Origin of the sequence: Rhizobium sp. Rhizsp42 (assembly GCF_047304155.1) — a bacterium.
Lineage (GTDB): Bacteria > Pseudomonadota > Alphaproteobacteria > Rhizobiales > Rhizobiaceae > Rhizobium.
In genome coordinates, this window is the sequence record NZ_JBGLYS010000044.1 from 19412 (window position 1) to 42552 (window position 23141).

Below are 23141 nucleotides of genomic sequence, written 5' to 3' on the forward strand. Positions count from 1 at the left end.
TCCTGTCCTATCCGGCGGCATAAAGGCCCATGTTTTGGCCGAGGACGTCGCCCGCCCACAACGTCACGAGACTATAAATAGCGAGGAGCGAAGGTGTCGTGCGAAGGATAGCGTTACCTCTCCACTGGCGCTGCGTCTCCACACCCAGATGAGCGCGTGTCTCTGCGAAGGTCATCTCGATTTGCCAGCGACGGACAAAGTAGGCAATGATTTGGCTTGGCTCGAGATCGGTGTCGGTGCTCATGAGCGCTTGAGGTTCGCGGCGGCCTAATTCGAGATGCGCTTGCCAACATGATTCCTCTCGGCCGTGTGGGCAGACCTGATCAGGTGGCAGCGGCAGCCCTCTTCCTTGCCAGCGACGAGAGCAGTTTCACGACAGGTGCGGAACTAGCGGTCGACTGGGGGTATGGCTCAGGTCTGATCCAATATTAAAAGTGTGGAGCAGGCTGGCCAAGTTGTCACTTACTAATGTAGGCTGCCAGTTCATCGGGGGTTGCGTTGGGAAAAATCTGCTTCAAGTATTCCAGGAATGCCGAGACACGGGCGCTGAGCAGTCGCCGCGATGGATAAAGCGCCCATAGAGCGATCTCCGAACCCTCGACATCTCCCCAATGTTGCAAAGTCCCGTCTGCCAGATCGTGGTCTACCAGCGAGATCGGCAGACGTGCAGCGCCAACGCCGGCTCGCACAGCATCCCGAACCATAATGAGGGACGACAGCGAGAGGACCGGTTCGATCCTTATCTTTTCAGGGCCCTTAGACGTCATGAAGTTCCAGGTCTCAGGACTGCTGGATCCACGCACGACGGCCGGGGCCGGTAGTTCGCCGCGAGGGCGGGTAAGATCAGGGCTCGCCACAACGACCAGCCGGTCACGCAGGAAAGCTCGACCGACAAGAGTTTCGTCCGGATCTGGATTAACCCGGATCACCAAGTCATATCCCTCCTCGATCATGTCGACGGCCCGGTCTTCCGCGGTGATCTCCAACCGCACCTCCGGATGTCTTAAGGCAAAGCCCGCGGCAATCTTGCCCATGGCAGTTTGCGACAGAAGAAGCGGCGCACTGATCCGCAATCGGCCGCGCGGCGTCTCAGCGCCCGAAGCAATCGCTGCCGCCGTTTCGTCCACTTCGGTCAGCAGCGCGGCTGTTCGCTCGTAAAGAGCCCGCCCTTCCTCGGTAAGCTTGAGGTTACGCGCGCCACGTTCGAACAAACGTAGTGACAGGGAAGCCTCTAGCTCGGTTACGCGCCGCGACAGGGTCGCCTTAGGCCGGCCGGTGGCCCGCGCAGCTCTCCCGAACCCTCCATGGCGGGCAACCAGGTTAAAGTCAGCAAGAGCAATCAGGTCCATCGTCGTTCCATCTGTGAGACGGCAAGTCTAAAATATCGGACTATCGAGCCATCAGTGAACCATCCATATTCGGCGTGTCAAGCATCCAAACCCGGAGATTCTTCCATGACCGTTCTCGTTACCGGCGCCACCGGTAATATTGGCAGCCAAGTCATCCAGCACCTTGTCAATCACGGCGCTGAAGTTCGCGCCCTCGTCCGCCATCCCTCCAAGGCAAATTTCCCTGCAGGCGTTGACGTCGTGAAAGGTGACTTTCTCGACGTCGACTCGCTGCACAGCGCCTATGACGGAGTTTCCACCCTGTTCTTGCTCAACGCTGTAGCACCGGACGAATTCACCCAGGCTCTGATCGCGCTTAATGTGGCTCGCGCAGCTGGCATTGAACGCATCGTCTATCTGTCGGTCATTCACCCCGATGTTTACGTGAACGTGCCGCACTTTGCCGGCAAGTTCGGCGTCGAGCGGATGATCGAGCAGATGCGCCTTCATGCCACCATCCTACGCCCGGCCTACTTCATCCAAAACGATCTGACGATCAAGGACGTCATCACACGCCACGGCGTCTACCCGATGCCCGTCGGCGACAAGGGACTTGCCATGATTGATGCGCGAGATATCGCGGAGATCGCCGCCCTTGAGCTGTTGCGTCGCGAGCAGGCCGCACAGCCACTCCCGTTCACGCGGCTCAATCTGGTCGGGCCCGCGGCGCTTACCGGAACGGAAATCGCCGCCATCTGGACGGACGTAATTGGCCGTCACATCCAATACGGCGGCGATGATACCGCGGCATTCGAGCAGAACCTCAAGCAGTTCATGCCAGCCTGGATGGCTTACGACATGCGCATGATGGGCGAGCGCTTCCTGACTGACGGAATGCTGCCTGAGGACGGTGATGTCGAGCGCCTGACGACGCTCCTCGGCCGTCCACTCCGTTCTTATCGCGCCTTTGCCTCGGAGACCACGGCCTCTCTCTGAGGAAGGCCGTCCCACATCTCGAACGAGGAACATCATCATGATTTATTCGACCGCAACCGTTACGGTGAACCCCGAAGGCGAAACAAAACTTACCCAGGAGCAGGTCTGGAAGGGCCTGGAGCTGAAGGTGCGCGATGCGCGCCTGTTTCTCCCGCCCGGTCTCTGCACACGCTGCGATGTCGTGGAAACGGCTTACTGAAGCTTTGATTCCACTGCTATCTCGGTTTGCGCGACAACCAGCCTGGCGGCCCGGAAGAGCGGGCCGAGCAGGCGCAGTTCGACAGCGACGAGGGCTGCAGATCGGCGCTGCTGTCGACGCTGAAGCGGGCGCGCGAACTGCTCGCAGAAGGCAAGCTCTGATCACGCACTGGCCTTCAAGCGGATCCTGCGTTATGCAGACTCCGCCCGTGTCGTGAACGAGGCCCGGCAGCACAAGGACGAAACCGCCAAGGTTGCGTCGATGGTGCGTGAAAATGTCATCGCTCAGCTCGCCAACATCCAGCCCCACCCGTCGGTACGGTTCGCCCTCGCAGAAGGGCGCGTCACCCTCCATGGCTGGATTTACGACATCGCGAGCGGGCTTATCGAAGCTTTCGACGGCAGCAGGGGCGCCTTCGTTTCCCTTGCGGACAATCCCGAGGTCCAAGCCATCAAATATCAAGCCAGGCGCGTTGCAACGATGAAGTTTCTAGGGCGGAAACTGTCTCATGCCCTAATTCAACCCATCCATGCCGGCGCCGATCACTCGTCCATCGGGAACGCAAAACCAGCTTTCACTCGATCCATCACGACCATGGTCTTGAACCCTTTGATATCGTGGTTCTCATAGAAGAACCTGCGCGTGAAGGCTTCGTAGTCCTCCATGTCCTTCGCCGTTATCACCAAGATGAAATCGGCATCGCCCGTTACGTAATAGCCGATCATCACTTCTCGGGTGGCGCGGATCGCCGCCTTGAAACGATCAACGATATCGGCCCGTTCGCGCTCAAGCGAGACAAGGACGATCATTGTAATCCCACGACCGGCCGCCTTGGGTGAGACGATCGATACGTCCGCCTCGATCACCCCTTCCTCACGCAATCGCTTCAGACGGCGCTGGCAAGCCGTCGGCGAGAGATTGATGATCTTTGCCAACTCTTCCGAGGTCAAGCGGTTGTTCTTCTGGACGGCATCGAGGAGTGCCCTGTCGGCTCGATCAAGCGTTAGCATGCGGAAATCCTGCGATCAGCACCAATATAAGCATGATTCCTGCATCCGGGCTGACATCAATGCAGGCAATCGATCATGGCGAGAGGTTAGTCTCTTTGTAAACATCTTATTGGAGCTTCGCATGAAAGGCCTTGCCAATACCGCGCTGAAAAACTTGAAACGACCCGATCTGATCGAACGCCGGGCCTTTCTGAACGGCGCGTGGGCTGCGCGTGGAGAGACCCTGTACGTCATTGATCCGGCAACCGGTGAGCAGTTCGCAGAAGTCGCGGCTTGCTCGCTCGAAGATGCCGATGCCGCCGTCGATGCTGCGAGAAACGCCTTTGTCGACTGGCGTGACAAACTCCCCGTTGCACGCGGTCGGATCCTACGCACGTGGGGCGGGCTGATGCGCGACAACGCCCAGGATCTCGCCATCATCATGACGACCGAACAGGGCAAGCCGCTGGCGGAGTCACTCGGCGAAATTTCCTATGCCGCAAGTTTCCTCGAATGGTTTGCCGGCGAAGCCGAGCGTGCCTATGGCGAAACGTTTCCGAGCCACCTGCCAGGCAGCCGGCTTTCGGTCCAGATGCAGCCGATCGGCGTTACCGTGGCGATCACGCCATGGAACTTTCCCTGCGCCATGATCACGCGCAAGGCGGGCGCCGCGCTGGCGGCTGGCTGCACCATGATCGTCAAGCCTGCTCCCGAAACGCCGCTTTCAGCGCTCGCCTTGGCAAAACTTGCCCAAGAGGCTGGAATGCCGGCCGGCGTCTTTCAGGTTATCACAGGCGAAGCCGCGCCGCTTGCCCGCCGCCTGCTGGAACACACGGATGTGCGGGCGTTTTCCTTCACCGGTTCGACGGAAGTCGGGCGCATCCTGCTCAGCCAGTCGTCGGCCACCGTGAAGAAAGCCTCGTTGGAACTTGGCGGCCATGCACCGTTCATCCTGTTTGACGACGCCGAATTTTCCAAGGCCGTAAAGGGCTGTATCGGCGCCAAATTCGCCACGTCGGGACAGGATTGCCTCGCCGCCAACAGGATATACGTCCAGCGCGGCAACCACGATCGGTTTGTGGATGCCTTTGCGAAGGCGACCCGAGAGCTTAAGGTCGGCCACGGTCTTGAACCCGCCACCAAGATCGGGCCGATGACGCGGCTGACTGTTGCAGAGAAATGCCGTCAGCAGATCGCCCAGGCGCTCTCGGCCGGTGCACGTCTCGTGTGCGGCGGGCAGGACAGTCCACTCGGTGGCAATTTCGTAATGCCAACCGTGCTTGCCGACGTCACGGACGAAATGCTGATTGCCCGCGAGGAGACCTTCGGCCCGGTCGCAGCCATACTGGCGTTCGATGACGAGGAGGAGGTACTCTCCCGTGCCAATGCCACCGAAATGGGGCTGGCGGCCTATCTCTACACCAACGATCTTGGCAGGGCGATGCGCCTCACCGATCGACTTGAATACGGCATGATTGCCGTCAACACGCCGAAATTCACCGGCGCCCCGATACCCTTCGGTGGCTGGAAGCAATCCGGCCTTGGTCGCGAAGGCTCGCGCCACGGCCTCCTAGAATATCTCGAAGCAAAATATGTCTGCTTCGGCAATCTCGCCGCATGAAAGGACCCGCCGTTATGACCACCAACGTTAACCAGATCGCCACGATGGACCGCAACTCGGTCCTGCATCCCTTCACGCAGCTCAAGGATTTCGCAAGCGGCAAGCTCGGCGATCCGACGATCGTCGAAACCGGCAAGGGCATCCGGATCCAGGATGCCAACGGCACGCAGCTGATCGACGGTTTCGCCGGCCTCTACTGCGTCAATGTCGGCTATGGCCGCACCGAGGTCGCCGAAGCCATCTCGCGCCAAGCCTATCGCCTCGCCTATTACCATACTTACGCCGCTCACACGACGGATGAGCTCGCGATCCTCTCCGATAGACTGGTGAGAATGGCGCCGGGCAAGATGAGCAAGGTGTTCTACGGCATGTCGGGTTCCGATGCCAACGAAACGCAGGCAAAGCTTGTCTGGTACTACAACAACCTGCGCGGTAAACCGAACAAGAAGAAGATCATCTCCCGCGAACGCGGCTATCACGGTTGCAGCGTGGTTTCCGGCTCGATGACCGGCATGAGTTTTTACCATGACCACATGGACCTACCGCGTGCGGGCATTCTCCACACCGGCGTGCCGCATCACTATTGGGGCGCGGAAGCCGGCGAGACGGAAATCGAATTTTCCAAGCGCCGTGCCGATGAGCTCGAAGCCTTGATCCTGCGCGAAGATCCCGACACGATCGGTGCCTTCATCGCCGAGCCGGTGCTTGGCACCGGCGGCATCACTCCCCCGCCGCAGGGCTATTGGGACGAAGTGCAGAAGGTCCTGCGGAAATACGATATCCTGCTGATCGCAGACGAAGTCATCACCGGTTTTGGGCGAACCGGGTCAATGTTCGGATCACAGCACTACGGTATCGAACCCGATTTGATCACCATCGCCAAAGGCCTCACCTCGGCCTACTTCCCGCTATCGGGGGCCATCGTCGGCGAGAAGGTCTACAAGGTGATGGAAGAAGGGGCCGACCGCGTCGGCGCTTTCTCGCATGGTTACACCTATTCCGGCCATCCGATTGGCGCAGCAGCGGCCAATGCCGTTCTCGACATCGTGGAGAAAGAGGATCTACCGGGCAATGCGCGCACGGTCGGCACCTATTTCCAAGCGCAACTAAAGGCCAGATTCGCTCAACTTCCGATCGTCGGTGAAGTCCGCGGTGTCGGCTTGATGGGCGCCATCGAATTTGTGGCCGACCGGGAAAAGAAAATACGTTTTGCACCCGGCCTTACTGTTGGCGCGCGAATCTCGAAGGCCGCGCGCAGTCGCGGGCTCATTGCCCGTGCCATGCCGCATGGCGACATCTTGGGTTTCGCACCACCGCTTGTCACGACCAAAGAAGAAGTCGATGAGATCGTTGCCATCGCCGAATCCGCCGTCCGCTCCGTCATGGACGAATTGGTTCGTGCAGGCGAGACGATCTGAGGAAAGCATGATTGCCGGCGAGACGAACTTCGCCCGGCAACAGCGTCTTTGGATTATTCCCGAGGCAATGGCGGCTCGCGATGCATAAGGCTTCAACTTTCTAGAGGAAGCATGCATAATGTCATGAAATTATCACCTCAAAAACGAGACAATTCATGCGCCGCCAAGCCAATCCCTTCGCTACCGATCCGACTCCCGCGACAAAACCGGTTATCTGGCGGCCGAGCGTGGCGAAGCAGAAGGGCGAGACGAAGCACGCGGCTCTGACCGAACGGATCATCGCCGATATCGATTCCGGCATTCTCAAACCAATGGATCGGATGCCGACGCATCGCGATCTGGCGCGCGAACTCGGCCTTTCCGTGCAGACCGTCAGCCTCTCTTACAAGGAGGCGGAAAGGCTCGGCTATCTCAGCGGCGAGATCGGCCGCGGGACCTTCGTCAAGGCGCGCGTGACGGACCGCGCGGGCCGGATGATGCTCGACCACAGCCAGAACGAGATACTCGACCTTTCAATCATCCGCGCCGTCTATCTCGATGCGCATGAGGACGCTTCGCGCGAGATTTTTCGCGAGCTTGCCGAGAGCGATATCGCGAGCTTCATGCGCCCTTGCCGGCCGATCGCTGGGCTCGACCGGCATCGCGAAACCGCACGGCTCTGGCTGCAGCCGATGGGTGTCAGCGCCGGCGTCGAGCGCATTATCGTGACAAACGGGGCGGCGCACAGCATCTTTCTCGCACTGAGCTGCGTCATCCGCTCCGGCGATGTCGTGCTGTGCGAAAACCTCACCGATCACGGCATCATAGGGCTCTCCAATATCCTCGGCTTCAGCCTGAAAGGATTGCCGACCGATGCCGAGGGTATTTTGCCCGACGCGCTGGAAGCCGCCTGCGCCGTGGGAAGCGTGAGGGCGCTGGTGCTCATTCCCACGCTCAACAACCCGACCAGCCATGTCGCCGGTACCGAGCGCCGGCGCGCGATCGCCGAAATCGCGCAACGATACAGCATCTTCGTCATCGAGGATGAGGTTTACAGACCGATGATGGAGGAGGATCTGCCCTCGATCACCGAGCTGCTGCCCGATCTCGGTTTCTTCGCCACAAGCTTCACCAAGACCGTGCTGACCGGCCTGCGGGTCGGCTACCTCGTCGTCCCGCCGGCCTATTCCATCCGCGCCGCCTCAATCCTGCGTGTATCCAGCTGGAGCGGCACTTATCTGACCGCCGAGATCGCCACGCGCTGGGTCGAGAATGGCACGGCGCAGGAATTGCTGGCGATACAGCGCGATGAGGCGCGCGCGCGCCAAGGCATCGCCGCCGAGATCCTCGGCGACCATTTCGCCTCCAGCCACCCGCTTTCGCTCTGCGCCTGGCTGAAAGTGCCGCAACACTGGACCGAAGACGGCCTAGTGCGCTCGCTAGCCAACCAGAATGTCGCGGTCACGCCGTCGGAGCCTTTCATCGCCGGCCCCGGCCATGGCGGCGGCATCCGAATTTGTCTCGGCGGGCGAATGAGCCACACGACCCTCCGGAAAGCGCTAACAACGGTGCGCCGGGCCTTCGAGCAATTACCGCCCGTCTACGACGTCGGTTCCATCGGGTGATGTCCGGTTCAGTACAATCATTGAATCATTACAATATAATAATTGACATGATTTTACTTCGCTCTCAACATGACAATCATGAAGAGCGAGCCTAGATCAATAGAGAACGAGACGCTGCCAGTCAGCCTGGCTGAGATCTCGCGCGCTGCCGATCGCATCCGTGGCCGAGTGACACGCACGCCACTTGTTCACTCCGCTTCTCTCTCCAGGCGGGCTCGCCAGCCCGTTCATCTGAAGCTCGAGACCCACCAGCCGATCGGCGCCTTTAAGCTGCGCGGCGCGACGAATGCCGTTCTCGCGCTCAACCCTGCGGCCCGCGCGCGCGGCCTTGTCACCGCTTCGACCGGCAATCACGGCCGCGCCGTCGCCTATGCGGCACGCGCGCTCGGTATCCCCGCAACAGTCTGCATGTCATCGCTGGTGCCGGCCAACAAGGTCGATGCCATCAGGGCGCTCGGCGCCGAAATCCTTATCGTCGGCGTGTCGCAGGATGATGCGCAAGATGAGGTCGAGCGGCTGGTCGAAAGCCGCGGCCTGACGCCGATCCCGCCGTTTGATCATGCTGATGTCGTTGCTGGTCAGGGCACGATCGGCCTCGAAATCGTCGAGGACCTGCCCGATCTCGCAACCGTGCTTATCCCCCTTTCCGGCGGCGGATTGGCGGGCGGCATCGCAGTCGCGGTCAAAGCGCTTAAGCCGCGGGCGCGGATCATCGGTATATCGATGGAACGTGGCGCGGCGATGCACGCATCAATCGCCGCCAGCAGGCCCGTTGCGGTGCGCGAGGAGGAAACGCTGGCGGATTCGCTTGGTGGCGGCATCGGCCTTTCGAACCGGGTGACCTTCCCGCTCTGCCGCGATCTGCTCGACGACATCGTCCTGCTGACCGAAGACGAGATCGCCGCAGGCATTCGCCACGCTTCGCGCGAAGAGGGCGAGATCGTCGAGGGCGCCGGAGCGGTCGGCATTGCCGCCATTCTCGCAGGCAAAGTGGAACTCACCGGCCCCACTGTCGTCGTCCTCTCGGGTAGCAATATCGACGCCAGGGTTCACCGGGATATCATCGAGGGAGGTGCTACATGAGCCGCATTCGCATCCTGACGGAACGGGACCTGCGCGCCGTCGTCAGCCTTGATATCTCGGCCATCAACTACATCGAGCAGGCCTTCCTGGCGCTCGCGACGCAGCCGGTCGCGATGCCGCCGATCCTGCGGCTCGACATTCCCGAATTCCGTGGTGAAGTCGACGTCAAGATGGCCTATGTGCCGGGTTTTGATTGCTTCGCGATCAAGGTCAGCCCCGGTTTCTTCGACAACCCCAAGCTCGGTCTGCCGAGCCTCAACGGGTTGATGATCCTGTTCAGCGTTAACACGGGCTTGGTTGAAGCCCTGCTTCTCGACAACGGTTACCTCACTGACGTGCGCACCGCCGCAGCCGGTGCGGTCGCCGCCCGGCATCTGTCGCGCGAGGACGCCTCAGTCGCCACGATCTTCGGTGCCGGCATGCAGGCCCGGCTGCAGCTCCAGGCGCTGATGCTGGTGCGCCCGATCAAATCAGCGCGCATCTGGGCGCGTGATCAAGCCAAGGCGGCGAAGCTCGCGGCCGAATGCGCGAGGCAATTCGGCATCGCCGTTGCCGCCCTCCCCGATCCGCGCGAGGCGACACGCGGCAGCGACATCGTCGTCACCACCACACCGACCGAAAAGCCCATCCTGATGGCCGATTGGCTGGAACCCGGCCAGCATCTGACGGCGATGGGTTCGGATTCCGAACACAAGAACGAGATTGATCCCGCCGTCTTCGTCCGCGCCACCTACATTGCCGACCGCCTGTCGCAGACCCGCATCGTTGGCGAGTTGCACCACGCGATCGAGGCGGGCTCCGCGACGCCACAACAGCAATTCGCCGAGCTCGGTGCGGTTATCGCCGGCACGGCGAAGGGCCGCGTCAGCGCCGGGGACATAACCTTTGCCGACCTGACCGGGACCGGCGTTCAGGACACCGCGATCGCCAATCTGGCCGTAAGTCGTGCAGCAGCGGCGGGCAGCGGTCAGGTAATCGAGAACAAGAGAGAAATGGGAGATGCCGCATGAGCGTGACGCTGAACTTTACGCGTGAGGAATATGCCGAGCGCCTGTCCAAAACCCGTCACGCCATGGAAAAGGCCGGGATCGATCTGCTCGTCGTCACCGACCCGTCCAACATGCACTGGCTCACCGGCTACGATGGCTGGTCCTTCTATGTGCATCAATGCGTGCTGGTGCCGCCATCCGGCGAGCCGATCTGGTATGGCCGCAAGCAGGATGCCAACGGCGCCAGGCGCACCGCTTACCTGAACCACGACAATATCATCGGCTACCCGGACAACTATGTGCAATCGACCGAGCGACACCCGATGGATTTGCTCTCGCAGATCTTCGACGAGCACAAATGGTCGGGCCTCACTTTCGGCGTCGAGATGGACAACTACTACTTCTCGGCGGCAGCCTACGCCTCGCTGCAGAAGAACCTGCCGAATGCCCGCTTCAAGGACGCAGCCGGCCTCGTGAACTGGCAGCGTGCTGTCAAGAGCCCGACCGAACTCGACTATATGCGCAAGGCCGGCAGGATCGTCGAACTGATGCACAAGCGCATCGTCGATGTCGTCGAACCCGGCATGCGCAAATGCGATCTCGTCGCCGAGATCTATGACGCGGGCATCAGGGGAACGCCGGATTTCGGCGGCGACTATCCGGCAATCGTGCCGCTTCTTCCGTCGGGCGCCGATGCTTCCGCGCCCCACCTCACCTGGGACGACAAACCGATGCGCATCGGCGAGGGCACGTTCTTCGAGATCGCCGGCGCCTACAAGCGTTATCACTGCCCGCTGTCGCGCACCGTCTTTCTCGGCAAGCCGACGAAGGCCTTTCTCGATGCCGAAAAGGCGACCCTCGAAGGCATGGAAGCCGGTCTTGCCGCGGCCAAACCGGGCAACAGGTGCGAGGACATCGCAAACGCCTTCTTTGCGGTGCTTAAGAAATACGGGATCATCAAGGACAACCGCACCGGTTACCCGATCGGGCTCTCCTATCCACCGGACTGGGGCGAGCGCACCATGAGCCTGCGCCCCGGCGACCGGACGGAACTGAAGACCGGCATGACCTTCCACTTCATGACCGGTCTCTGGCTTGAGGATATGGGGCTGGAGATCACCGAGAGCATCGCGATCACAGAAACCGGCGTCGAATGCCTGTCGAATGTGCCTCGACAGCTTTTCGTGAAGGGGTGATGCAATGCTGACCAGCGCCGCGCTCCGTCCCTCGCCGATCAACCCTTCCGTCGATTTCGACGCCAAGGGTGTGCAGCACGGACATCTGCGCCTGCCCTATAGCCGCGATGACAGCGCCTGGGGCTCGGTGATGATCCCGATATGCGTCATTGCCAATGGCGAAGGCCCGACCGCGCTCCTGACCGGGGCCAATCACGGCGACGAGTATGAGGGGCCGGCGGCACTCTTCGAACTGGCACAGACGCTTGATCCCGCCGAGATTAACGGACGCGTCATCATCGTCCCGGCGCTCAATTATCCCGCGTTTCGTGCTGGAACCCGGACCTCGCCGATCGATCGGGGAAACCTGAACCGCAGCTTTCCGGGCCGTCCGGATGGCACGGTGACGGAGAAGATCGCCGACTACGTCACGCGCCATGTGATACCACTCGCCGATATCGTGCTCGACTTCCATTCCGGCGGCAGGACACTGGATTTCCTGCCCTATGCAGCGGCCCACGAGCTACCGGACAAAGACCAGGAAGCGCGCTGCTTCGACGCCGTCGCCGCCTTCGCGGCACCGTTTTCGATGAAGATGCTGGAGATCGATGCTGTCGGCATGCTCGATACGACCGTCGAGGAAATGGGCAAGGTCTTCGTCACCACCGAACTTGGCGGTGCCGGGACGGCCACGGCGCGGTCAATCGAGATTGCCCGCAAGGGCAGCCTCAACTTGCTGCGGCATGCCGGGATTCTTTCGGGTGAACCGAATGCCGCGCCCACTCGTTGGTTGGATATGCCATCGAGCGACTGCTTCACCTTTGCCCAGGATGAGGGACTGATCGCCTTCGCCGCCGATCTCGGCGACCCGGTCAGGAGAGGCGAGGTCATCGCCCGCGTCTACCCTGTCGGCAAAACCGGCATTGCGCCAATCGAGTACCGCGCCGCGATGGATGGCGTGCTCGCGGCTCGCCACGTACCCGGCCTGATCAAGGCCGGCGACTGCCTTTCCGTGATCGCGACGTTCACGGAGGAGACCTAACCGAAGAGACCCCGCGAGATCCGAAAACGGACAGGAAAACCCTAACCAGAGGAGAATTCGCATGCCAATCAAGACAATCGCCGGCCTTTCCGCCCTTGCACTGATGATGGGCGTAACGTCTGCCAGCGCACTGACACTCGAGGAGGTCAAGCAGCAGGGTTACATCCGCGCCGCGACCGCCAATGAAGTGCCCTATTCCTACATGCAGCCCGACGGCACCTCTGCCGGCATCGGTCCCGATGTCGCTAGCGCGGTGCTGAAATCCATGGGGATCGAGGAGATCAACTGGACGGTGACGCCGTTCGGCACGCTGATCCCAGGCCTCAAGGCAAAGCGTTTCGACTTTGCCGCGGCCGAGCAGAACATCTCGCCGGAGCGCTGCAAGCAGGTCGCCTTCACGGAGCCGAACTCGTCCTATGGCGAAGGCCTGCTCGTTAAGAAGGGCAATCCGAAGGGCTTGAAGACCTATGCCGACATCGCCAAGGACCAGTCGCTGACGGTGGCCGTAGTCTCCGGTGCCAACAATGTCGACTTCCTGCGCGCCGTCGGTGTCAAGGATGAGCAGATCGTCTTCATTCCGGCCAATGCCGATGCTATCCCGACCGTGCAGAGCCGCACCGACGCCTATGCCGCGACCGAATTGACTGTCGCGGCGCTCGCCAAGGGCCAGGCCCAGGTCGAGCAGGTCGCGCCGTTCACGGACCCGATCGTCAAGGATGCGCCGGTTCGCAATTATGGTGGCTTTGCCTTCCGCCCGGAAGACAAGGAACTGCGCGACGCCTTCAACGCCGCCCTCGTCAAGTTCCGCACGACGGATGAGTACAAGGCGATCCTCACCAAATACGGCCTGTCCGAACAGAGTATCGCTGCTGCCGCCGACAAGAAGGTCGATGACCTCTGCGCCGGCAAGTAACGGCAGAAGGCGCCCGATCCCATCGGTCGGGCGCCGCTCCTAACGATCAGGAGACTTCCGTATGAACTGGACAGCCTACCTGCCGATGCTCTGGCATGGCGCATTCATCACGATGACGATCACGCTGGCGTCCATTGCCGTCGGCGCGATGCTCGCTTTTATCTTCGGCATCCTGCGCGTCGAGGGAGGACCGATCCTCTCGGCTGTCGCGCTGTGTTACACAGAGGTGTTCCGCGGGACCTCGCTCTTCGTTCAGCTTTTCTGGTTTTACTACGCGCTGCCGCTCGTCGGCCTGAGCTTCGATCCGATCACCACCGGCATCTTGGTGCTGGCGGCCCACGCCGGCGGATATGGCGCCGAGATCGTGCGCGGGGCGCTGTCATCCGTTTCCGTGCAGCAGCTGGAGGCCGCCCGCGCCTTGAATTTCAGCCGCTTCCAGACGCTGTTTCGCATCTCGCTGCCGCAGGCGATCGTGGAGATGATGCCGGCCTTCGGCAATCTGGCGATCGAGACCCTCAAGCTCTCCTCGCTCGTGTCGCTGATATCGATTGCCGATCTCACTTTCGCGGCCCAGTCGATCCGCAACATCACGCTGGATAGCGCGAGCATCTATTCGATCACGCTCCTCTGCTACTTCGCCATGTCGCTGGTGCTGACGGTGGCGATCCGGCTGATCGAGCGTTTCGCGCGGCGAGGACATGCCTTCCCGCAGATGCCCCGTTCGTGAGGATATGACCACATGATGTATGGATACGAATGGGATACGACGACCTGGCTCACCTATACAAGCTCGATCCTGCCGATCATCCTGATCGGCTTGACCGTGACGTTGAAGGCAGCGGCGGCAGGCTTTGCCATCGCGCTCGTGCTCGGCCTCGTCTTCGCGCTGCTGCGCCGCAGCCGCGTGATCGCGATCTCCTGGACCACCGCCTTCATCGTTGAGTTCCTGCGCGACACGCCGCTTCTGGTGCAGCTGTTCTTTCTCTATTACGTGCTGCCCGACTTCGGCGTCGTGCTTCCGGCCTTCCTGACGGGCGCCATCGCCCTTGGCCTGCAATATGCCGCCTACACATCCGAGGTCTATCGCGGCGGCATCGAGGCCGTGGCCCGCGGCCAGTGGGAAGCGGCAACGGCGCTCAATCTGAGCCGCATGCAGGCCTACCGCGACATTATCATTCCGCAGGCCATCCCGCGGATCGTCCCCGCCATGGGCAATTATCTCGTCGCCATGATCAAGGAAACGCCGGTCCTTTCCGTTGTCACCGTCATGGAAATGATGGGCCTTGCCAACATGATCGGCGAACGCACCTTCGAATATCTCGTGCCGCTGACGCTTGTCGGCCTGATCTTCCTCCTCCTGACGCTGATCTGCTCGGCCGGTCTCCACCGGCTGCAGAAAGCTCTTCCGAAAGCAGGAATCCCCTTGCGATGACTGAGAACAACAATCCGCCCATCATCGAATTTTCCAACGTCGCCAAGCGCTTCGGCCACCTGACGGTGCTCGACGACTTCAATTTCATTGTCCGGAAGGGCGAAAAGGTGACGCTGATCGGACCGTCCGGGTCGGGAAAATCGACCGTCCTGCGCATCCTGATGACGCTCGAACCGTTTCAGGATGGGAAGCTGACGTTACAGAACATGTCTTATCATGAACCGAATGGCAAAGGCCCTTTCAAGGCCACGGAAAGCCATCTGCGCCAGATCCGCAACCATGTTGGGATGGTGTTCCAGAGCTTCAACCTTTTCCCTCACATGACAGTCCTGCGCAATGTCGTCGAGGCGCCGCTGCGGGTGCTCGGTATTGCCCGCGCAGAAGCGGAGGCGCGCGCGCTACAACTTCTTGACATGGTGGGTCTTGCCGACAAGAAGGACTTTTATCCCTCGCAGCTCTCCGGCGGTCAGCAGCAGCGCGTGGCGATCGCCCGTGCGCTGGCGATGCGCCCGCGGGTGCTTCTCTTCGATGAGCCGACATCGGCGCTCGATCCGCAACTCGTTGGCGAAGTGCTCTCGGTGATCCGCGGCCTTGCCCATGAGCACGACCTAACGATGCTGCTCGTCACCCATGAAATGCGTTTTGCTCGGGAAGTTTCGGATCGGGTCTGCTTTTTCGACAAGGGCCGGATCTGCGAACAGGGAGCGCCCGAGGAGATATTCGGCGCGCCCCAAAGGGAGCGGACGCGCGAATTTCTGTCATCGGTTCTAGGATAACACGGAAACCCAACGGGCGGAGGGCAGAAGCGAATTTTCGGCATGACAACCTAACTTGTCTGCCTGACAATGTCCCGTTGAAGATGACTAGGTACCGCGCAGCCCAAGGCAATTATCAGACGTCTGTGCACAGGCAGATGATGGCCGACGGTGGCGGGAGAACAGGTTCATGTAGGGCGGATCGTCTTGATGTGACGCTACAGTACGTGGGCAAAAATTTGGTTGCTTAGAGGATGGCGCGGGTAGCGTTGACGGTTCATAACCGGTACAGGTGAAGGCTGGCGTCGCCACGGCCGCTTTGCGCTTTCATTCGGTCGGTTGACTGGCACATGAGATGATCAAGAGCCGAGCGCATACTGGCACCTTCGGGAGCGCAAGCGCGGCGGTCAGACCTCCACGGCGCTTCCAATGTCAGGCGGTGCGCCCAGGGCTGAAGCACCACCTTTCCAGTGGTCTGGCGACCTTCAAGCAGGCGGTGCGCTTCAGCGGCCCGCGACAATGGGAGTACCGTGCCGACCTGGATCTTGACCTGACCGCTCGCCACGAAGCCAATCAGTTCACCAATGGCCGCCATCAGCAAGTCAGCATTTGCCAGGTCGGCACCAATGTAGAAGCCGACCACGCTATGGTTCATCGACGTAAGCCGCCAGGGGTCAACCAGCGCGGTCTTTCCACTGGACCGGCCGGAAAAATCTTGAGGCCGAACGATGCCATTACATCAAGTGCCTGGTTCAGGTGTCGCCCTCCGCCGTCTCGAGACCGATGTCGACGCCTCGCCCATCGCTGATCAGGCGAACATCGTCAGCCTAGTCTGGCTTGGTGTAATCGACCGAGACATCCGCAACCAGTGCTTCGGCCTTCGCGCGCTTCTCCAGGTGAAGGCGACGAGGTCCGCGCGGTGAAGCGTACCGGTCGCAACTCCATTTTCGCCCATGAGCTCCGCAGTAATTTCCTTCGTCTCGTGGTGGTCGAGACGATGCCGGAGTGGTGTATATTCAGCGCCGAGACATTGCAATCTGTCGGCAACACCATGACCTTGCCGCCGACTTTTCAGGGTCATCGGCGAGCAGTTCGAGAATGGCCTTGGTTTTCGCGTCAGCCTTGATCTCCCAGCGCCAGGAAACGGGTTTACCCGCGCTGTTAGTTCCGCGCTCGAAACCGAGCTTAAAATTATCTTCAAGCGTGTGATAGGCGTCGGTATCCGCTAGCATGTGGAGCTGTATGACGACATCGACATCGCCGGTACCTGCGTGTGCGAGAATCTCCGGCGGCTTCTTCTCGATCAGATAACGCGGCGTGAGCCCGCCAATCAAGAAGATCGAGACACGCCATGGCCGAGGTCCCCGTATAAGCGTGACCAGGACGCGTTCACAGTCCTCCGATGGGAAGAATTCGGCGGTGACGGCTTGCTACGTTGACCCCACCATGACGTCCCCGCGTAAAACGTGGAGGTGATTGGCAGCGATGTTCTCATATAGAACCGGTCCCAAGCTCCTGGGTGCCTGTGAGATCAATGCCTAGCTTCCCGGAACTCAGCCCGGCGCTTTCGGTAGCGCGACGGTCGCCGACAGGCCTCCTCCGGACCGGGTCTTGAGCGTGACGCGGCCGCCATAAAGCTTCGAAACCTCATTGGCTATCGACAAGCCAAAACCGTCTCCCGGTACAGTCTCATCTAGGCGCACACCTGCCTTCCCAACTTCAGTGATGTCCTCCCTTTCGATGCCAGGACCATCATCCTCGATCACAATAGCAATCTCGCCGTTTTCGGCCTTGCCAAGGATCCAGACAGACGATCTCGCCCACTTGAATGCATTGTCAACAATTGCTCCAACGATCTCGTCAACGTCCTCCGGCGCACACGCAACGCTCAGAGTCTGCTCCACGTCGATCGTGGTCGCGAGCTTCCTGTCCACGTAGAGCTTTTGCATCATGGCTACGATATCATCGATATTCTGGCGGAGCTGAGTGGTGGGAGCCAAGCCCGCTGCCGACACTCCTGCTCTGGCTCTCCCCAGGTGGTGCTTGATCTGACGGTCGATCCGGTCCACCTGTAGCCGTGCCTCGCCAGTCGGGTCGGCGTTATCGTTCAGTGCGAGGTAGAGACTTGCTACAGGTGTCTTTAGGCCATGTGCCATGTTCGCGAACTGAAGCCTCGTCTCCGCGAGCCGCTTTTGGTTCTGATCGACCAAACGATTGATTTCCCCGACGAGTGGCCGCAGCTCTTCCGCCTGGGGCTGATCGAGCCCTCCTGCCTGGCCGGAGGAAACGTCGGCAACCTTCTCGGCCAGTGTTCTGAGCGGCGCGAGACCGTAACGCACCTGAAGCAGGATACCAGCGATAAGAAGACCTCCAAGGACAAACATCGCCGGAACGAGAAGCAACAGCGATCGCATAATTGGCCTGATAAGAGCCGAGCGCGGCGCGGTGGCAATGATCTCGACCTGCTCTCCGTCTGCGAACGATTGCGAGGTGAGGAAATGCAGCGCTTGCCCTCGGTTGCCCCGCCCGTCTCCAGCGCGTGGGGTTGCAGTCATCAGGCTCCGCCATTCGAATGGTTTAGGAGGGTTCGACAGGCTTGCTCCGGCAAGGGAACGAGATGTCACCCGCTTTCCAGCAGCAGTCACCTGCCAATACCACCCGGAGCCGGGGCGATCGAATGGAGGGCCGTCGAGATTGCCGTCGACGCCAAGCGAACCGTCTGCGCCGATCTTCATGGCGTTCCTGACAGCTTCGATTTGGACACTTAGCCGCTGGTCGACCTGATCCCTCACTACATTGGCAACGATCAGCCCAAGGACAGCGGACGCAACAACCAACGCTGCAGTGGCATAGACCAGGGAGAAGGCGATGAGACGCCCCGCGATCGTCGTTGGCTTTCGTATCCGCGACGAAATCATTTCGCGCCTGCCGTCAGCATGTAGCCACGTCCACGTTCCGTCTCGATCCTGTCGGTGCCAATCTTCCGTCGAAGCCGCGCAATGATGACTTCGATCGAGTTGGAATCAACCTCGGCGTCGCCCTCGTATACCCGTTCAATCAGTTCTCTCCGGTCAACGATGACCTCCTTGCGGAGCATCAGGCAAGAAAGCACCCTCCACTCGAACGCGGTCAGCTTCAACGGTAGTCCTGCGAGTTCGAATGTTCCGAGTTGGGCATCGAACGATAAGTCGCCGCAGGTGATGACGGACGCCGCATGGCCTGCCGAGCGTCGAACGAGCGCGCGCAGTCGAAGGACGAGTTCCTCGATCCGGAACGGCTTCGTCAGGAAATCGTCCGCCCCTGCCTTGAACGCCGCCACCTTGTCCGGCCAGCCGTCACGGGCTGTCAGCACGAGCACAGGGAGTGTACGCCCGGCATCGCGCCACGATTTCAAAACCGTGACCCCGTCAATCTTCGGAAGGCCAAGATCCAAGACGGACGCGTCGAATATTTCCGTGAGCCCGGCATGCTCTCCGTCTTCGCCGTTTCGGGCCACATCAACGACGAAGTTCTCCAATCGCAGGCTGGCTGCAATTCGGTGGGAAAGATCAGCATCATCCTCGACAAGAAGTATTCTCATAGGCACCCGAGTGTTCTGTGTGATCTGACTATGAACTAGGGCGCACTCGCTTAACTGAAACTGAACCGCGCCATTCAGTCTGTGTGTGGACCGACGGTCGTATCGTCAGCCTGTCGAAACCAACAGGAGACACCGCGATGTCCATCGAAGACAACACTCCGGAAGCTCACCCCGACCACAAGCCCCGCCCCCGCAAACGGCCTACGAAACACTTTGCCGCGTTCGCCATCTCGGCTTTCGCCGTCCTGGCAGTCGGCGCGGCAGGCGGTGCAACAGCGATGAAACTCACCAGACCAAGCATCGAAATGGCGCCACTTGCCCCCGTCGTAATCACCAGCCTCAAAGATGGTCGCAGCATCGTAACGATCAAGGGCAATGTTGCAGAAGTCTATGGCAACAAGTTCATCGTGCAGGACGACAGCGGCCGAGCGCTGATCGAGACCGGATCTGCCGGGGATGATGGGAAGCTCGTCGCGGTCGGCGAACCCGTCAGCGTCCAGGGCAGGTTTGAAGACGGATTTGTACACGCGAGCTATATCGTGCATGGAGATGGGAAGACCGACGCGCTACGCCCCCCGCCCGGCCCTCGGCCGCATGGTGGCCCCATGGAAGAGGCCTTGCGTCATATGAAGCCGTAGTCGGCTCTCGTGCTCAGCACTGCCTTAATTAACAAGTTTGGGGGAGCCGGAGAGGACGTTTCTTTTAACGTGGTCTCCAGCTTCCACATTGAGGGCCGTTAGCCTGTCAATCGTTGTCTCTGGTAGGCCGTCGCCTTCCTACAGTCACATGGCGGGACCGAACGCTGACGCGCTCGATAAATTGCATCGGTGGCTCAGGTCTAAGGGAGTAGCGCGTATGATTGAAACTAAAGTCGATGGCGCGCGTTACTCGGCAACTTTCACGGAGAAGCGGGCATGATCAAGCATCTGGTTCAACCGCTTGCCGCGACGGGCAAGCTCACCTCTGCCCAGTCGGACGACTATTTCGCGAATTCGCTTTGACGCTGACGATTGCCATAATCATATCCGCGCTATTTTCGCTTGCGCTGACGCCGATGCTGGCCTCGAAATTCATTCGCCCGATCGAGCGATCGCAACAAGGATGGTTCTACCGCGCGGGCGAGCTGTTTTTCGAGAGACTGACGGCGGCCTATATCAGATCACTAATTCCCTTCATCCGTCATCGCCTGCTGACGCTTGCCTTGTTCATCGCCACCCTTGCCACGACAGCGTATCTATTTTTCATCGTTCCCAAGGGCTTTTTCCCCGAACAGGATACCGGTTTCATCGGCGGATTGTCTCAGGCTTCGCCCGACATTTCTTTTGCCGAAATGGCAAAGCTGGAGGAGCGCGTCAGCGCCATCATCATGAAAGATCCCGCGGTCTATTCGGTCTTCATGGATATCGGCGGCGGCAATGGTGGCAATGCTCTCAACCAGGGCCACGTCAACATTACTCTGAAACCGCTTGTAGAGCGCGATGCGAGCGCCAAGCAAGTCATTGACCGGCCTGGGACCGCGCTCAACGCCCAGCAGGGCATCAAGCTCTTCATGCAATCCGCCCAGGATATCAATATCGGCGCGCGGCCGGCCAAGACCCAATACCAGTTCACCCTGCAGGACGGCGATATCGCCGAGCTTGGCGAATGGGCGTCGAAAATAACGAGCCGACTTCAAAGCCCCGAGGAATCGCACGACGTCGGCAGTGATCAGCAGGCGAAGGCGCCCAACCTCTCGATCAAAATCGATCGCGCGGCCGCCACCCTTTACGGCGTGCTTCCCTCAACGATCGACGACACGCTTTATGACGCCTTTGGGCAACGTCAGGTGGCGTCTTATTCGACCCAGACCGACACGTTCCGGGTCATCCTCGAGGTCCTTCCGAGCCTGCAGCGCGACATCGCGACATCGCGACATTGGACCGGCTCTCAGTTCGAGCAAGCAACGGCACGCCGGTACCGCTTTCCGTCGTCGCTAAATGGTCGACAGATGGCGCTTCACCCGTCTCCATCTCTCACCAGGATCAGTCCCCATCCGTCACGATCTCGTTCAATCTTGCTTCCAATGTCGCTCTGGGAGAGGCCACAAAGGCAATCGAAGCCGCGGTGGCCGAAATGCATCCGCCGGCCTCGTTACAGACGAGTTCTTCGGGAAGCGCCAAAGCATTCAAGGATTCCCTCGGAACCGTGCCGCTCCTGATCCTTGCATCACTCATCGTCGTCTACATCATTCTTGGCGTTCTCTATGAAAGCCTGATCCACCCGCTCACCATCCTCTCCACACTCCCATCCGCTGGTCTCGGAGCTTTGCTCGCTCTGAATGTGGCGGGGTTTGATTTTGGGCTGGTTGCGATGATTGGAGTCATTCTGCTGATCGGGATCGTCAAAAAGAATGGCATCATGCTCGTTGATTTTCCCATACAGTCCGAGCGGGATGACTTTAGGAGTGAGGAGGCAATTGTCCAAGCGGCGGAAATGCGTTTTCGACCGATCCTCATGACCACGATGGCGGCTCTGCTTGGGGGGCGGCCGCTTGCCATTGGGCATGGAGCGGGATCTGAACTGAGGCAGCCGCTCGGATACGCAATTGTCGGCGGCCTGCTGGTCAGCCAATTGCTTACCCTTTATACGACCCCGGTCATTTACCTCTTGCTTGACGGCCTCCGCCGAACGAACAAGCCCCACCCCGACCAGACCCCCGTCCAGAAAGCGGCCTGAAACTCGAATCGGAAACAAGATGAACCCATCGGTCTATACGTTTGCAATCGCGGCCGCGACGGCAGCTGGTGTCGTCGTGCGCCCTTTCCGGCTTCCCGAGGCGATATGGGCTGTCGCAGGCGCAGGCTTGATCCTTGCGCTTGGAATTCTTACGCCTGAGGAGGTTTGGACGGGCGTCACGAAGGGGACCGACGTCTATCTTTTCCTGATCGGGATGATGTTGCTCTCAGAACTTGCGCGCAAGGAAGGCCTGTTCGGTTGGGTTGCGGCTATCGCCACTTCTTGCGCGGACGGTTCTGCAAAAAAGCTGTTCTTCCTAGTTTACGGAGTTGGCATCATCGTCACAGCGCTGTTGTCTAATGACGCGACGGCGGTAGTGCTGACGCCCGCAGTGTACGCCGCCTGCCGTGCGGCCAAGGTCGACAACCCTCTCCCCTATCTGCTGATCTGCGCGTTTATCGCCAACGCCGCAAGCTTCGTCTTGCCGATCTCGAATCCGGCGAACCTGGTTATTTTCGCCGGCGGCGAGATGCCATCGCTGGGTCGCTGGATGACAACGTTCCTTGCGCCTTCGATCGGAGCGATCATCACGACATTTGTGGCCCTTTACCTTACCCAGCGTAAGGCGCTCTCTTGCGAGACGTTGGCCATCGACATTCCCCGCCCCGATCTTTCGCTACCGGCTCTCGTCGCCGGCGCAGGGCTGGTCATTACCGCCATCGTCCTTCTGGGGGCGTCCTGCGCCCATCTGGACTTGGGCATTCCCACCTTCATTGCCGGCACAATCACAACGCTGATTGTTCTTTCCGTTGTCCGGCAAAGTCCAATTCACATCATCCGTGAGATTAGTTGGAGTGTTATACCACTGGTCGCGGGTCTGTTTGTTGTCGTGGAGGCCATCAACCAGACAGGCGTAACAGCGATGCTCGCACAGACGTTACAAACCCTGAGTGCTCATTCCGAAACACGAGCAATTGCAGTCGCAGGGGTTAGCGTGGCGTTGTTATCGAATGTCGTCAACAACCTTCCCGCGGGGCTGTTCGCCGGTAGTGCCGTTGGCCTAGCGCACGTTTCCGATCGGGTGGCGGGCGCGGTTCTTATCGGCGTTGATCTCGGACCCAACCTTTCGGTAACGGGATCCCTTGCGACAATTTTGTGGCTGGCGGCTCTCAGACGCGAAGGGGTCCACGTGAGCGCGCTGTCATTCCTGAAAATCGGATGCTTCGTAAGCGGTTAGCCGACCACGCTCGACTGGAAGTTCCACGGCATCAGAGCGTCGATATCCTGCGCGGGCCATCCGTT

24 protein-coding genes and 3 pseudogenes are annotated in these 23141 nt (G+C 60.1%); 20 read left to right on the forward strand and 7 right to left on the reverse strand.

Going from position 1 to position 23141, the window contains the following annotated elements; genetic code table 11:
• Window positions 1–7 precede the first annotated feature (7 nt).
• Window positions 8–244 (reverse strand): hypothetical protein, encoded by a 237-nt coding sequence (locus ACCD05_RS27915; RefSeq protein WP_283193537.1) that lies wholly within the window; start codon window positions 242–244, stop codon window positions 8–10.
• 32 nt (window positions 245–276) lie between these two features.
• Between ACCD05_RS27915 and ACCD05_RS27920 the strand changes: the two are divergent.
• A pseudogene (locus ACCD05_RS27920) lies at window positions 277–421 on the forward strand (SDR family oxidoreductase); the annotation flags it as partial.
• A gap of 37 nt (window positions 422–458) precedes the next feature.
• Here ACCD05_RS27920 and ACCD05_RS27925 read toward each other — a convergent pair.
• Window positions 459–1349, reverse strand: a complete 891-nt coding sequence (locus ACCD05_RS27925) for a LysR family transcriptional regulator (RefSeq protein WP_112436334.1) — start codon at window positions 1347–1349, stop codon at window positions 459–461.
• A gap of 105 nt (window positions 1350–1454) precedes the next feature.
• Between ACCD05_RS27925 and ACCD05_RS27930 the strand changes: the two genes are divergently transcribed.
• From ACCD05_RS27930 to ACCD05_RS27940, 3 genes and pseudogenes are all read left to right on the forward strand, one after another.
• On the forward strand, window positions 1455–2324 hold the full coding sequence (locus tag ACCD05_RS27930) for an NmrA/HSCARG family protein (protein ID WP_112436333.1): 870 nt from the start codon (window positions 1455–1457) through the stop codon (window positions 2322–2324).
• A 37-nt stretch (window positions 2325–2361) separates the two neighbouring features.
• Window positions 2362–2684: pseudogene (locus ACCD05_RS27935) on the forward strand (AtaL-like protein).
• A 25-nt stretch (window positions 2685–2709) separates the two neighbouring features.
• A complete protein-coding gene (locus ACCD05_RS27940) occupies window positions 2710–3153 on the forward strand; it encodes a carbonic anhydrase (protein WP_283193905.1) in 444 nt (147 codons plus the stop codon).
• Here ACCD05_RS27940 and ACCD05_RS27945 read toward each other — a convergent pair.
• Window positions 3066–3533, reverse strand: a complete 468-nt coding sequence (locus ACCD05_RS27945; RefSeq protein ID WP_111564779.1) for an Lrp/AsnC family transcriptional regulator — start codon at window positions 3531–3533, stop codon at window positions 3066–3068. The genes ACCD05_RS27940 and ACCD05_RS27945 overlap by 88 nt on opposite strands.
• A gap of 121 nt (window positions 3534–3654) precedes the next feature.
• Here ACCD05_RS27945 and ACCD05_RS27950 point away from each other — a divergent pair, with 121 nt between their 5' ends.
• The 11 genes from ACCD05_RS27950 to ehuA all read left to right on the forward strand — a co-directional run bounded on the left by ACCD05_RS27950 (window position 3655) and on the right by ehuA (window position 15565).
• Window positions 3655–5133 carry an NAD-dependent succinate-semialdehyde dehydrogenase gene (locus tag ACCD05_RS27950; protein WP_111564780.1) on the forward strand — a complete coding sequence of 493 codons (1479 nt, stop codon included), beginning with the start codon at window positions 3655–3657 and terminating at the stop codon, window positions 5131–5133.
• 14 nt (window positions 5134–5147) lie between these two features.
• Window positions 5148–6551: an aspartate aminotransferase family protein gene (locus ACCD05_RS27955; protein WP_112436331.1), complete on the forward strand. Its 1404-nt coding sequence runs from the start codon at window positions 5148–5150 to the stop codon at window positions 6549–6551.
• Between the two features lie 155 nt (window positions 6552–6706).
• Window positions 6707–8155, forward strand: coding sequence for a PLP-dependent aminotransferase family protein (locus ACCD05_RS27960; protein WP_112436330.1), 1449 nt, complete (start codon window positions 6707–6709; stop codon window positions 8153–8155).
• A 69-nt stretch (window positions 8156–8224) separates the two neighbouring features.
• Window positions 8225–9238 (forward strand): hydroxyectoine utilization dehydratase EutB, encoded by a 1014-nt coding sequence (eutB, locus tag ACCD05_RS27965; RefSeq protein ID WP_162718131.1) that lies wholly within the window; start codon window positions 8225–8227, stop codon window positions 9236–9238.
• Complete coding sequence (gene eutC, locus ACCD05_RS27970; protein ID WP_111564783.1) at window positions 9235–10248, forward strand: ectoine utilization protein EutC; 1014 nt, start codon at window positions 9235–9237, stop codon at window positions 10246–10248. Before eutB ends, eutC begins: the two co-directional genes overlap by 4 nt.
• Complete coding sequence (doeA, locus tag ACCD05_RS27975) at window positions 10245–11423, forward strand: ectoine hydrolase DoeA (RefSeq protein WP_112436328.1); 1179 nt, start codon at window positions 10245–10247, stop codon at window positions 11421–11423. The genes eutC and doeA overlap by 4 nt, the downstream gene beginning before the upstream one ends.
• A gap of 4 nt (window positions 11424–11427) precedes the next feature.
• Window positions 11428–12444 carry a N(2)-acetyl-L-2,4-diaminobutanoate deacetylase DoeB gene (doeB, locus tag ACCD05_RS27980; protein ID WP_162718130.1) on the forward strand — a complete coding sequence of 339 codons (1017 nt, stop codon included), beginning with the start codon at window positions 11428–11430 and terminating at the stop codon, window positions 12442–12444.
• A 61-nt stretch (window positions 12445–12505) separates the two neighbouring features.
• Window positions 12506–13357 carry an ectoine/hydroxyectoine ABC transporter substrate-binding protein EhuB gene (gene ehuB / locus ACCD05_RS27985; RefSeq protein ID WP_112436327.1) on the forward strand — a complete coding sequence of 284 codons (852 nt, stop codon included), beginning with the start codon at window positions 12506–12508 and terminating at the stop codon, window positions 13355–13357.
• 61 nt (window positions 13358–13418) lie between these two features.
• Window positions 13419–14084, forward strand: coding sequence for an ectoine/hydroxyectoine ABC transporter permease subunit EhuC (gene ehuC / locus ACCD05_RS27990; RefSeq protein ID WP_111564786.1), 666 nt, complete (start codon window positions 13419–13421; stop codon window positions 14082–14084).
• Window positions 14085–14096: 12 nt separating this feature from the next.
• On the forward strand, window positions 14097–14789 hold the full coding sequence (gene ehuD / locus ACCD05_RS27995; RefSeq protein ID WP_112436326.1) for an ectoine/hydroxyectoine ABC transporter permease subunit EhuD: 693 nt from the start codon (window positions 14097–14099) through the stop codon (window positions 14787–14789).
• Window positions 14786–15565, forward strand: coding sequence for an ectoine/hydroxyectoine ABC transporter ATP-binding protein EhuA (gene ehuA, locus ACCD05_RS28000; RefSeq protein ID WP_112436325.1), 780 nt, complete (start codon window positions 14786–14788; stop codon window positions 15563–15565). The genes ehuD and ehuA overlap by 4 nt, the downstream gene beginning before the upstream one ends.
• A gap of 256 nt (window positions 15566–15821) precedes the next feature.
• Here ehuA and ACCD05_RS28005 read toward each other — a convergent pair whose 3' ends face one another.
• Entirely contained in the window at window positions 15822–16199 is a 378-nt protein-coding gene (locus ACCD05_RS28005; protein ID WP_413396828.1) for a zinc-binding dehydrogenase, read from the reverse strand.
• A 73-nt stretch (window positions 16200–16272) separates the two neighbouring features.
• Here ACCD05_RS28005 and ACCD05_RS28010 point away from each other — a divergent pair, with 73 nt between their 5' ends.
• Window positions 16273–16467 carry a hypothetical protein gene (locus ACCD05_RS28010; RefSeq protein WP_413396830.1) on the forward strand — a complete coding sequence of 65 codons (195 nt, stop codon included), beginning with the start codon at window positions 16273–16275 and terminating at the stop codon, window positions 16465–16467.
• A 93-nt stretch (window positions 16468–16560) separates the two neighbouring features.
• On the opposite strand, the gene ACCD05_RS28015 is transcribed toward ACCD05_RS28010, so the two are convergent.
• From ACCD05_RS28015 to ACCD05_RS28025, 3 genes are all read right to left on the reverse strand, one after another.
• Window positions 16561–16878 carry a hypothetical protein gene (locus ACCD05_RS28015; protein ID WP_112436324.1) on the reverse strand — a complete coding sequence of 106 codons (318 nt, stop codon included), beginning with the start codon at window positions 16876–16878 and terminating at the stop codon, window positions 16561–16563.
• Between the two features lie 219 nt (window positions 16879–17097).
• Window positions 17098–18462 carry a sensor histidine kinase gene (locus ACCD05_RS28020; RefSeq protein ID WP_112436323.1) on the reverse strand — a complete coding sequence of 455 codons (1365 nt, stop codon included), beginning with the start codon at window positions 18460–18462 and terminating at the stop codon, window positions 17098–17100.
• Entirely contained in the window at window positions 18459–19124 is a 666-nt protein-coding gene (locus tag ACCD05_RS28025; RefSeq protein WP_111564790.1) for a response regulator transcription factor, read from the reverse strand. Before ACCD05_RS28025 ends, ACCD05_RS28020 begins: the two co-directional genes overlap by 4 nt.
• Before the next feature lie 137 nt (window positions 19125–19261).
• Between ACCD05_RS28025 and ACCD05_RS28030 the strand changes: the two genes are divergently transcribed.
• From ACCD05_RS28030 to ACCD05_RS28045, 4 genes and pseudogenes are all read left to right on the forward strand, one after another.
• A complete protein-coding gene (locus ACCD05_RS28030; protein WP_112436322.1) occupies window positions 19262–19762 on the forward strand; it encodes a hypothetical protein in 501 nt (166 codons plus the stop codon).
• A 236-nt stretch (window positions 19763–19998) separates the two neighbouring features.
• Window positions 19999–20949, forward strand: a pseudogene (locus ACCD05_RS28035) (efflux RND transporter permease subunit); the annotation flags it as partial.
• Between the two features lie 89 nt (window positions 20950–21038).
• Complete coding sequence (locus ACCD05_RS28040; RefSeq protein WP_413396834.1) at window positions 21039–21839, forward strand: efflux RND transporter permease subunit; 801 nt, start codon at window positions 21039–21041, stop codon at window positions 21837–21839.
• A 19-nt stretch (window positions 21840–21858) separates the two neighbouring features.
• Window positions 21859–23076 (forward strand): arsenic transporter, encoded by a 1218-nt coding sequence (locus ACCD05_RS28045; protein ID WP_413396836.1) that lies wholly within the window; start codon window positions 21859–21861, stop codon window positions 23074–23076.
• The last annotated feature ends 65 nt before the right edge of the window (window positions 23077–23141 follow it).

Excerpts from the sequence above, each read along its gene's own strand:
- ACCD05_RS27955 (WP_112436331.1), top strand. The coding sequence starts at position 5,148 with ATGACCACCAACGTTAACCAGATCGCCACGATGGACCGCAACTCGGTC.
- ACCD05_RS27930 (WP_112436333.1), top strand. The coding sequence starts at position 1,455 with ATGACCGTTCTCGTTACCGGCGCCACCGGTAATATTGGCAGCCAAGTC.
- ACCD05_RS28045 (WP_413396836.1), top strand. The coding sequence starts at position 21,859 with ATGAACCCATCGGTCTATACGTTTGCAATCGCGGCCGCGACGGCAGCT.
- ACCD05_RS28020 (WP_112436323.1), bottom strand. The coding sequence starts at position 18,462 with ATGATTTCGTCGCGGATACGAAAGCCAACGACGATCGCGGGGCGTCTC.
- ehuB (WP_112436327.1), top strand. The coding sequence starts at position 12,506 with ATGCCAATCAAGACAATCGCCGGCCTTTCCGCCCTTGCACTGATGATG.
- ehuD (WP_112436326.1), top strand. The coding sequence starts at position 14,097 with ATGATGTATGGATACGAATGGGATACGACGACCTGGCTCACCTATACA.
- eutC (WP_111564783.1), top strand. The coding sequence starts at position 9,235 with ATGAGCCGCATTCGCATCCTGACGGAACGGGACCTGCGCGCCGTCGTC.
- eutB (WP_162718131.1), top strand. The coding sequence starts at position 8,225 with ATGACAATCATGAAGAGCGAGCCTAGATCAATAGAGAACGAGACGCTG.
- ehuC (WP_111564786.1), top strand. The coding sequence starts at position 13,419 with ATGAACTGGACAGCCTACCTGCCGATGCTCTGGCATGGCGCATTCATC.
- ACCD05_RS28030 (WP_112436322.1), top strand. The coding sequence starts at position 19,262 with ATGTCCATCGAAGACAACACTCCGGAAGCTCACCCCGACCACAAGCCC.
- ACCD05_RS27925 (WP_112436334.1), bottom strand. The coding sequence starts at position 1,349 with ATGGACCTGATTGCTCTTGCTGACTTTAACCTGGTTGCCCGCCATGGA.
- ACCD05_RS28025 (WP_111564790.1), bottom strand. The coding sequence starts at position 19,124 with ATGAGAATACTTCTTGTCGAGGATGATGCTGATCTTTCCCACCGAATT.
- ACCD05_RS27915 (WP_283193537.1), bottom strand. The coding sequence starts at position 244 with ATGAGCACCGACACCGATCTCGAGCCAAGCCAAATCATTGCCTACTTT.
- ehuA (WP_112436325.1), top strand. The coding sequence starts at position 14,786 with ATGACTGAGAACAACAATCCGCCCATCATCGAATTTTCCAACGTCGCC.
- doeA (WP_112436328.1), top strand. The coding sequence starts at position 10,245 with ATGAGCGTGACGCTGAACTTTACGCGTGAGGAATATGCCGAGCGCCTG.
- ACCD05_RS27945 (WP_111564779.1), bottom strand. The coding sequence starts at position 3,533 with ATGCTAACGCTTGATCGAGCCGACAGGGCACTCCTCGATGCCGTCCAG.
- ACCD05_RS28005 (WP_413396828.1), bottom strand. The coding sequence starts at position 16,199 with ATGAACCATAGCGTGGTCGGCTTCTACATTGGTGCCGACCTGGCAAAT.
- doeB (WP_162718130.1), top strand. The coding sequence starts at position 11,428 with ATGCTGACCAGCGCCGCGCTCCGTCCCTCGCCGATCAACCCTTCCGTC.
- ACCD05_RS28010 (WP_413396830.1), top strand. The coding sequence starts at position 16,273 with ATGCCATTACATCAAGTGCCTGGTTCAGGTGTCGCCCTCCGCCGTCTC.
- ACCD05_RS27960 (WP_112436330.1), top strand. The coding sequence starts at position 6,707 with ATGCGCCGCCAAGCCAATCCCTTCGCTACCGATCCGACTCCCGCGACA.
- ACCD05_RS27950 (WP_111564780.1), top strand. The coding sequence starts at position 3,655 with ATGAAAGGCCTTGCCAATACCGCGCTGAAAAACTTGAAACGACCCGAT.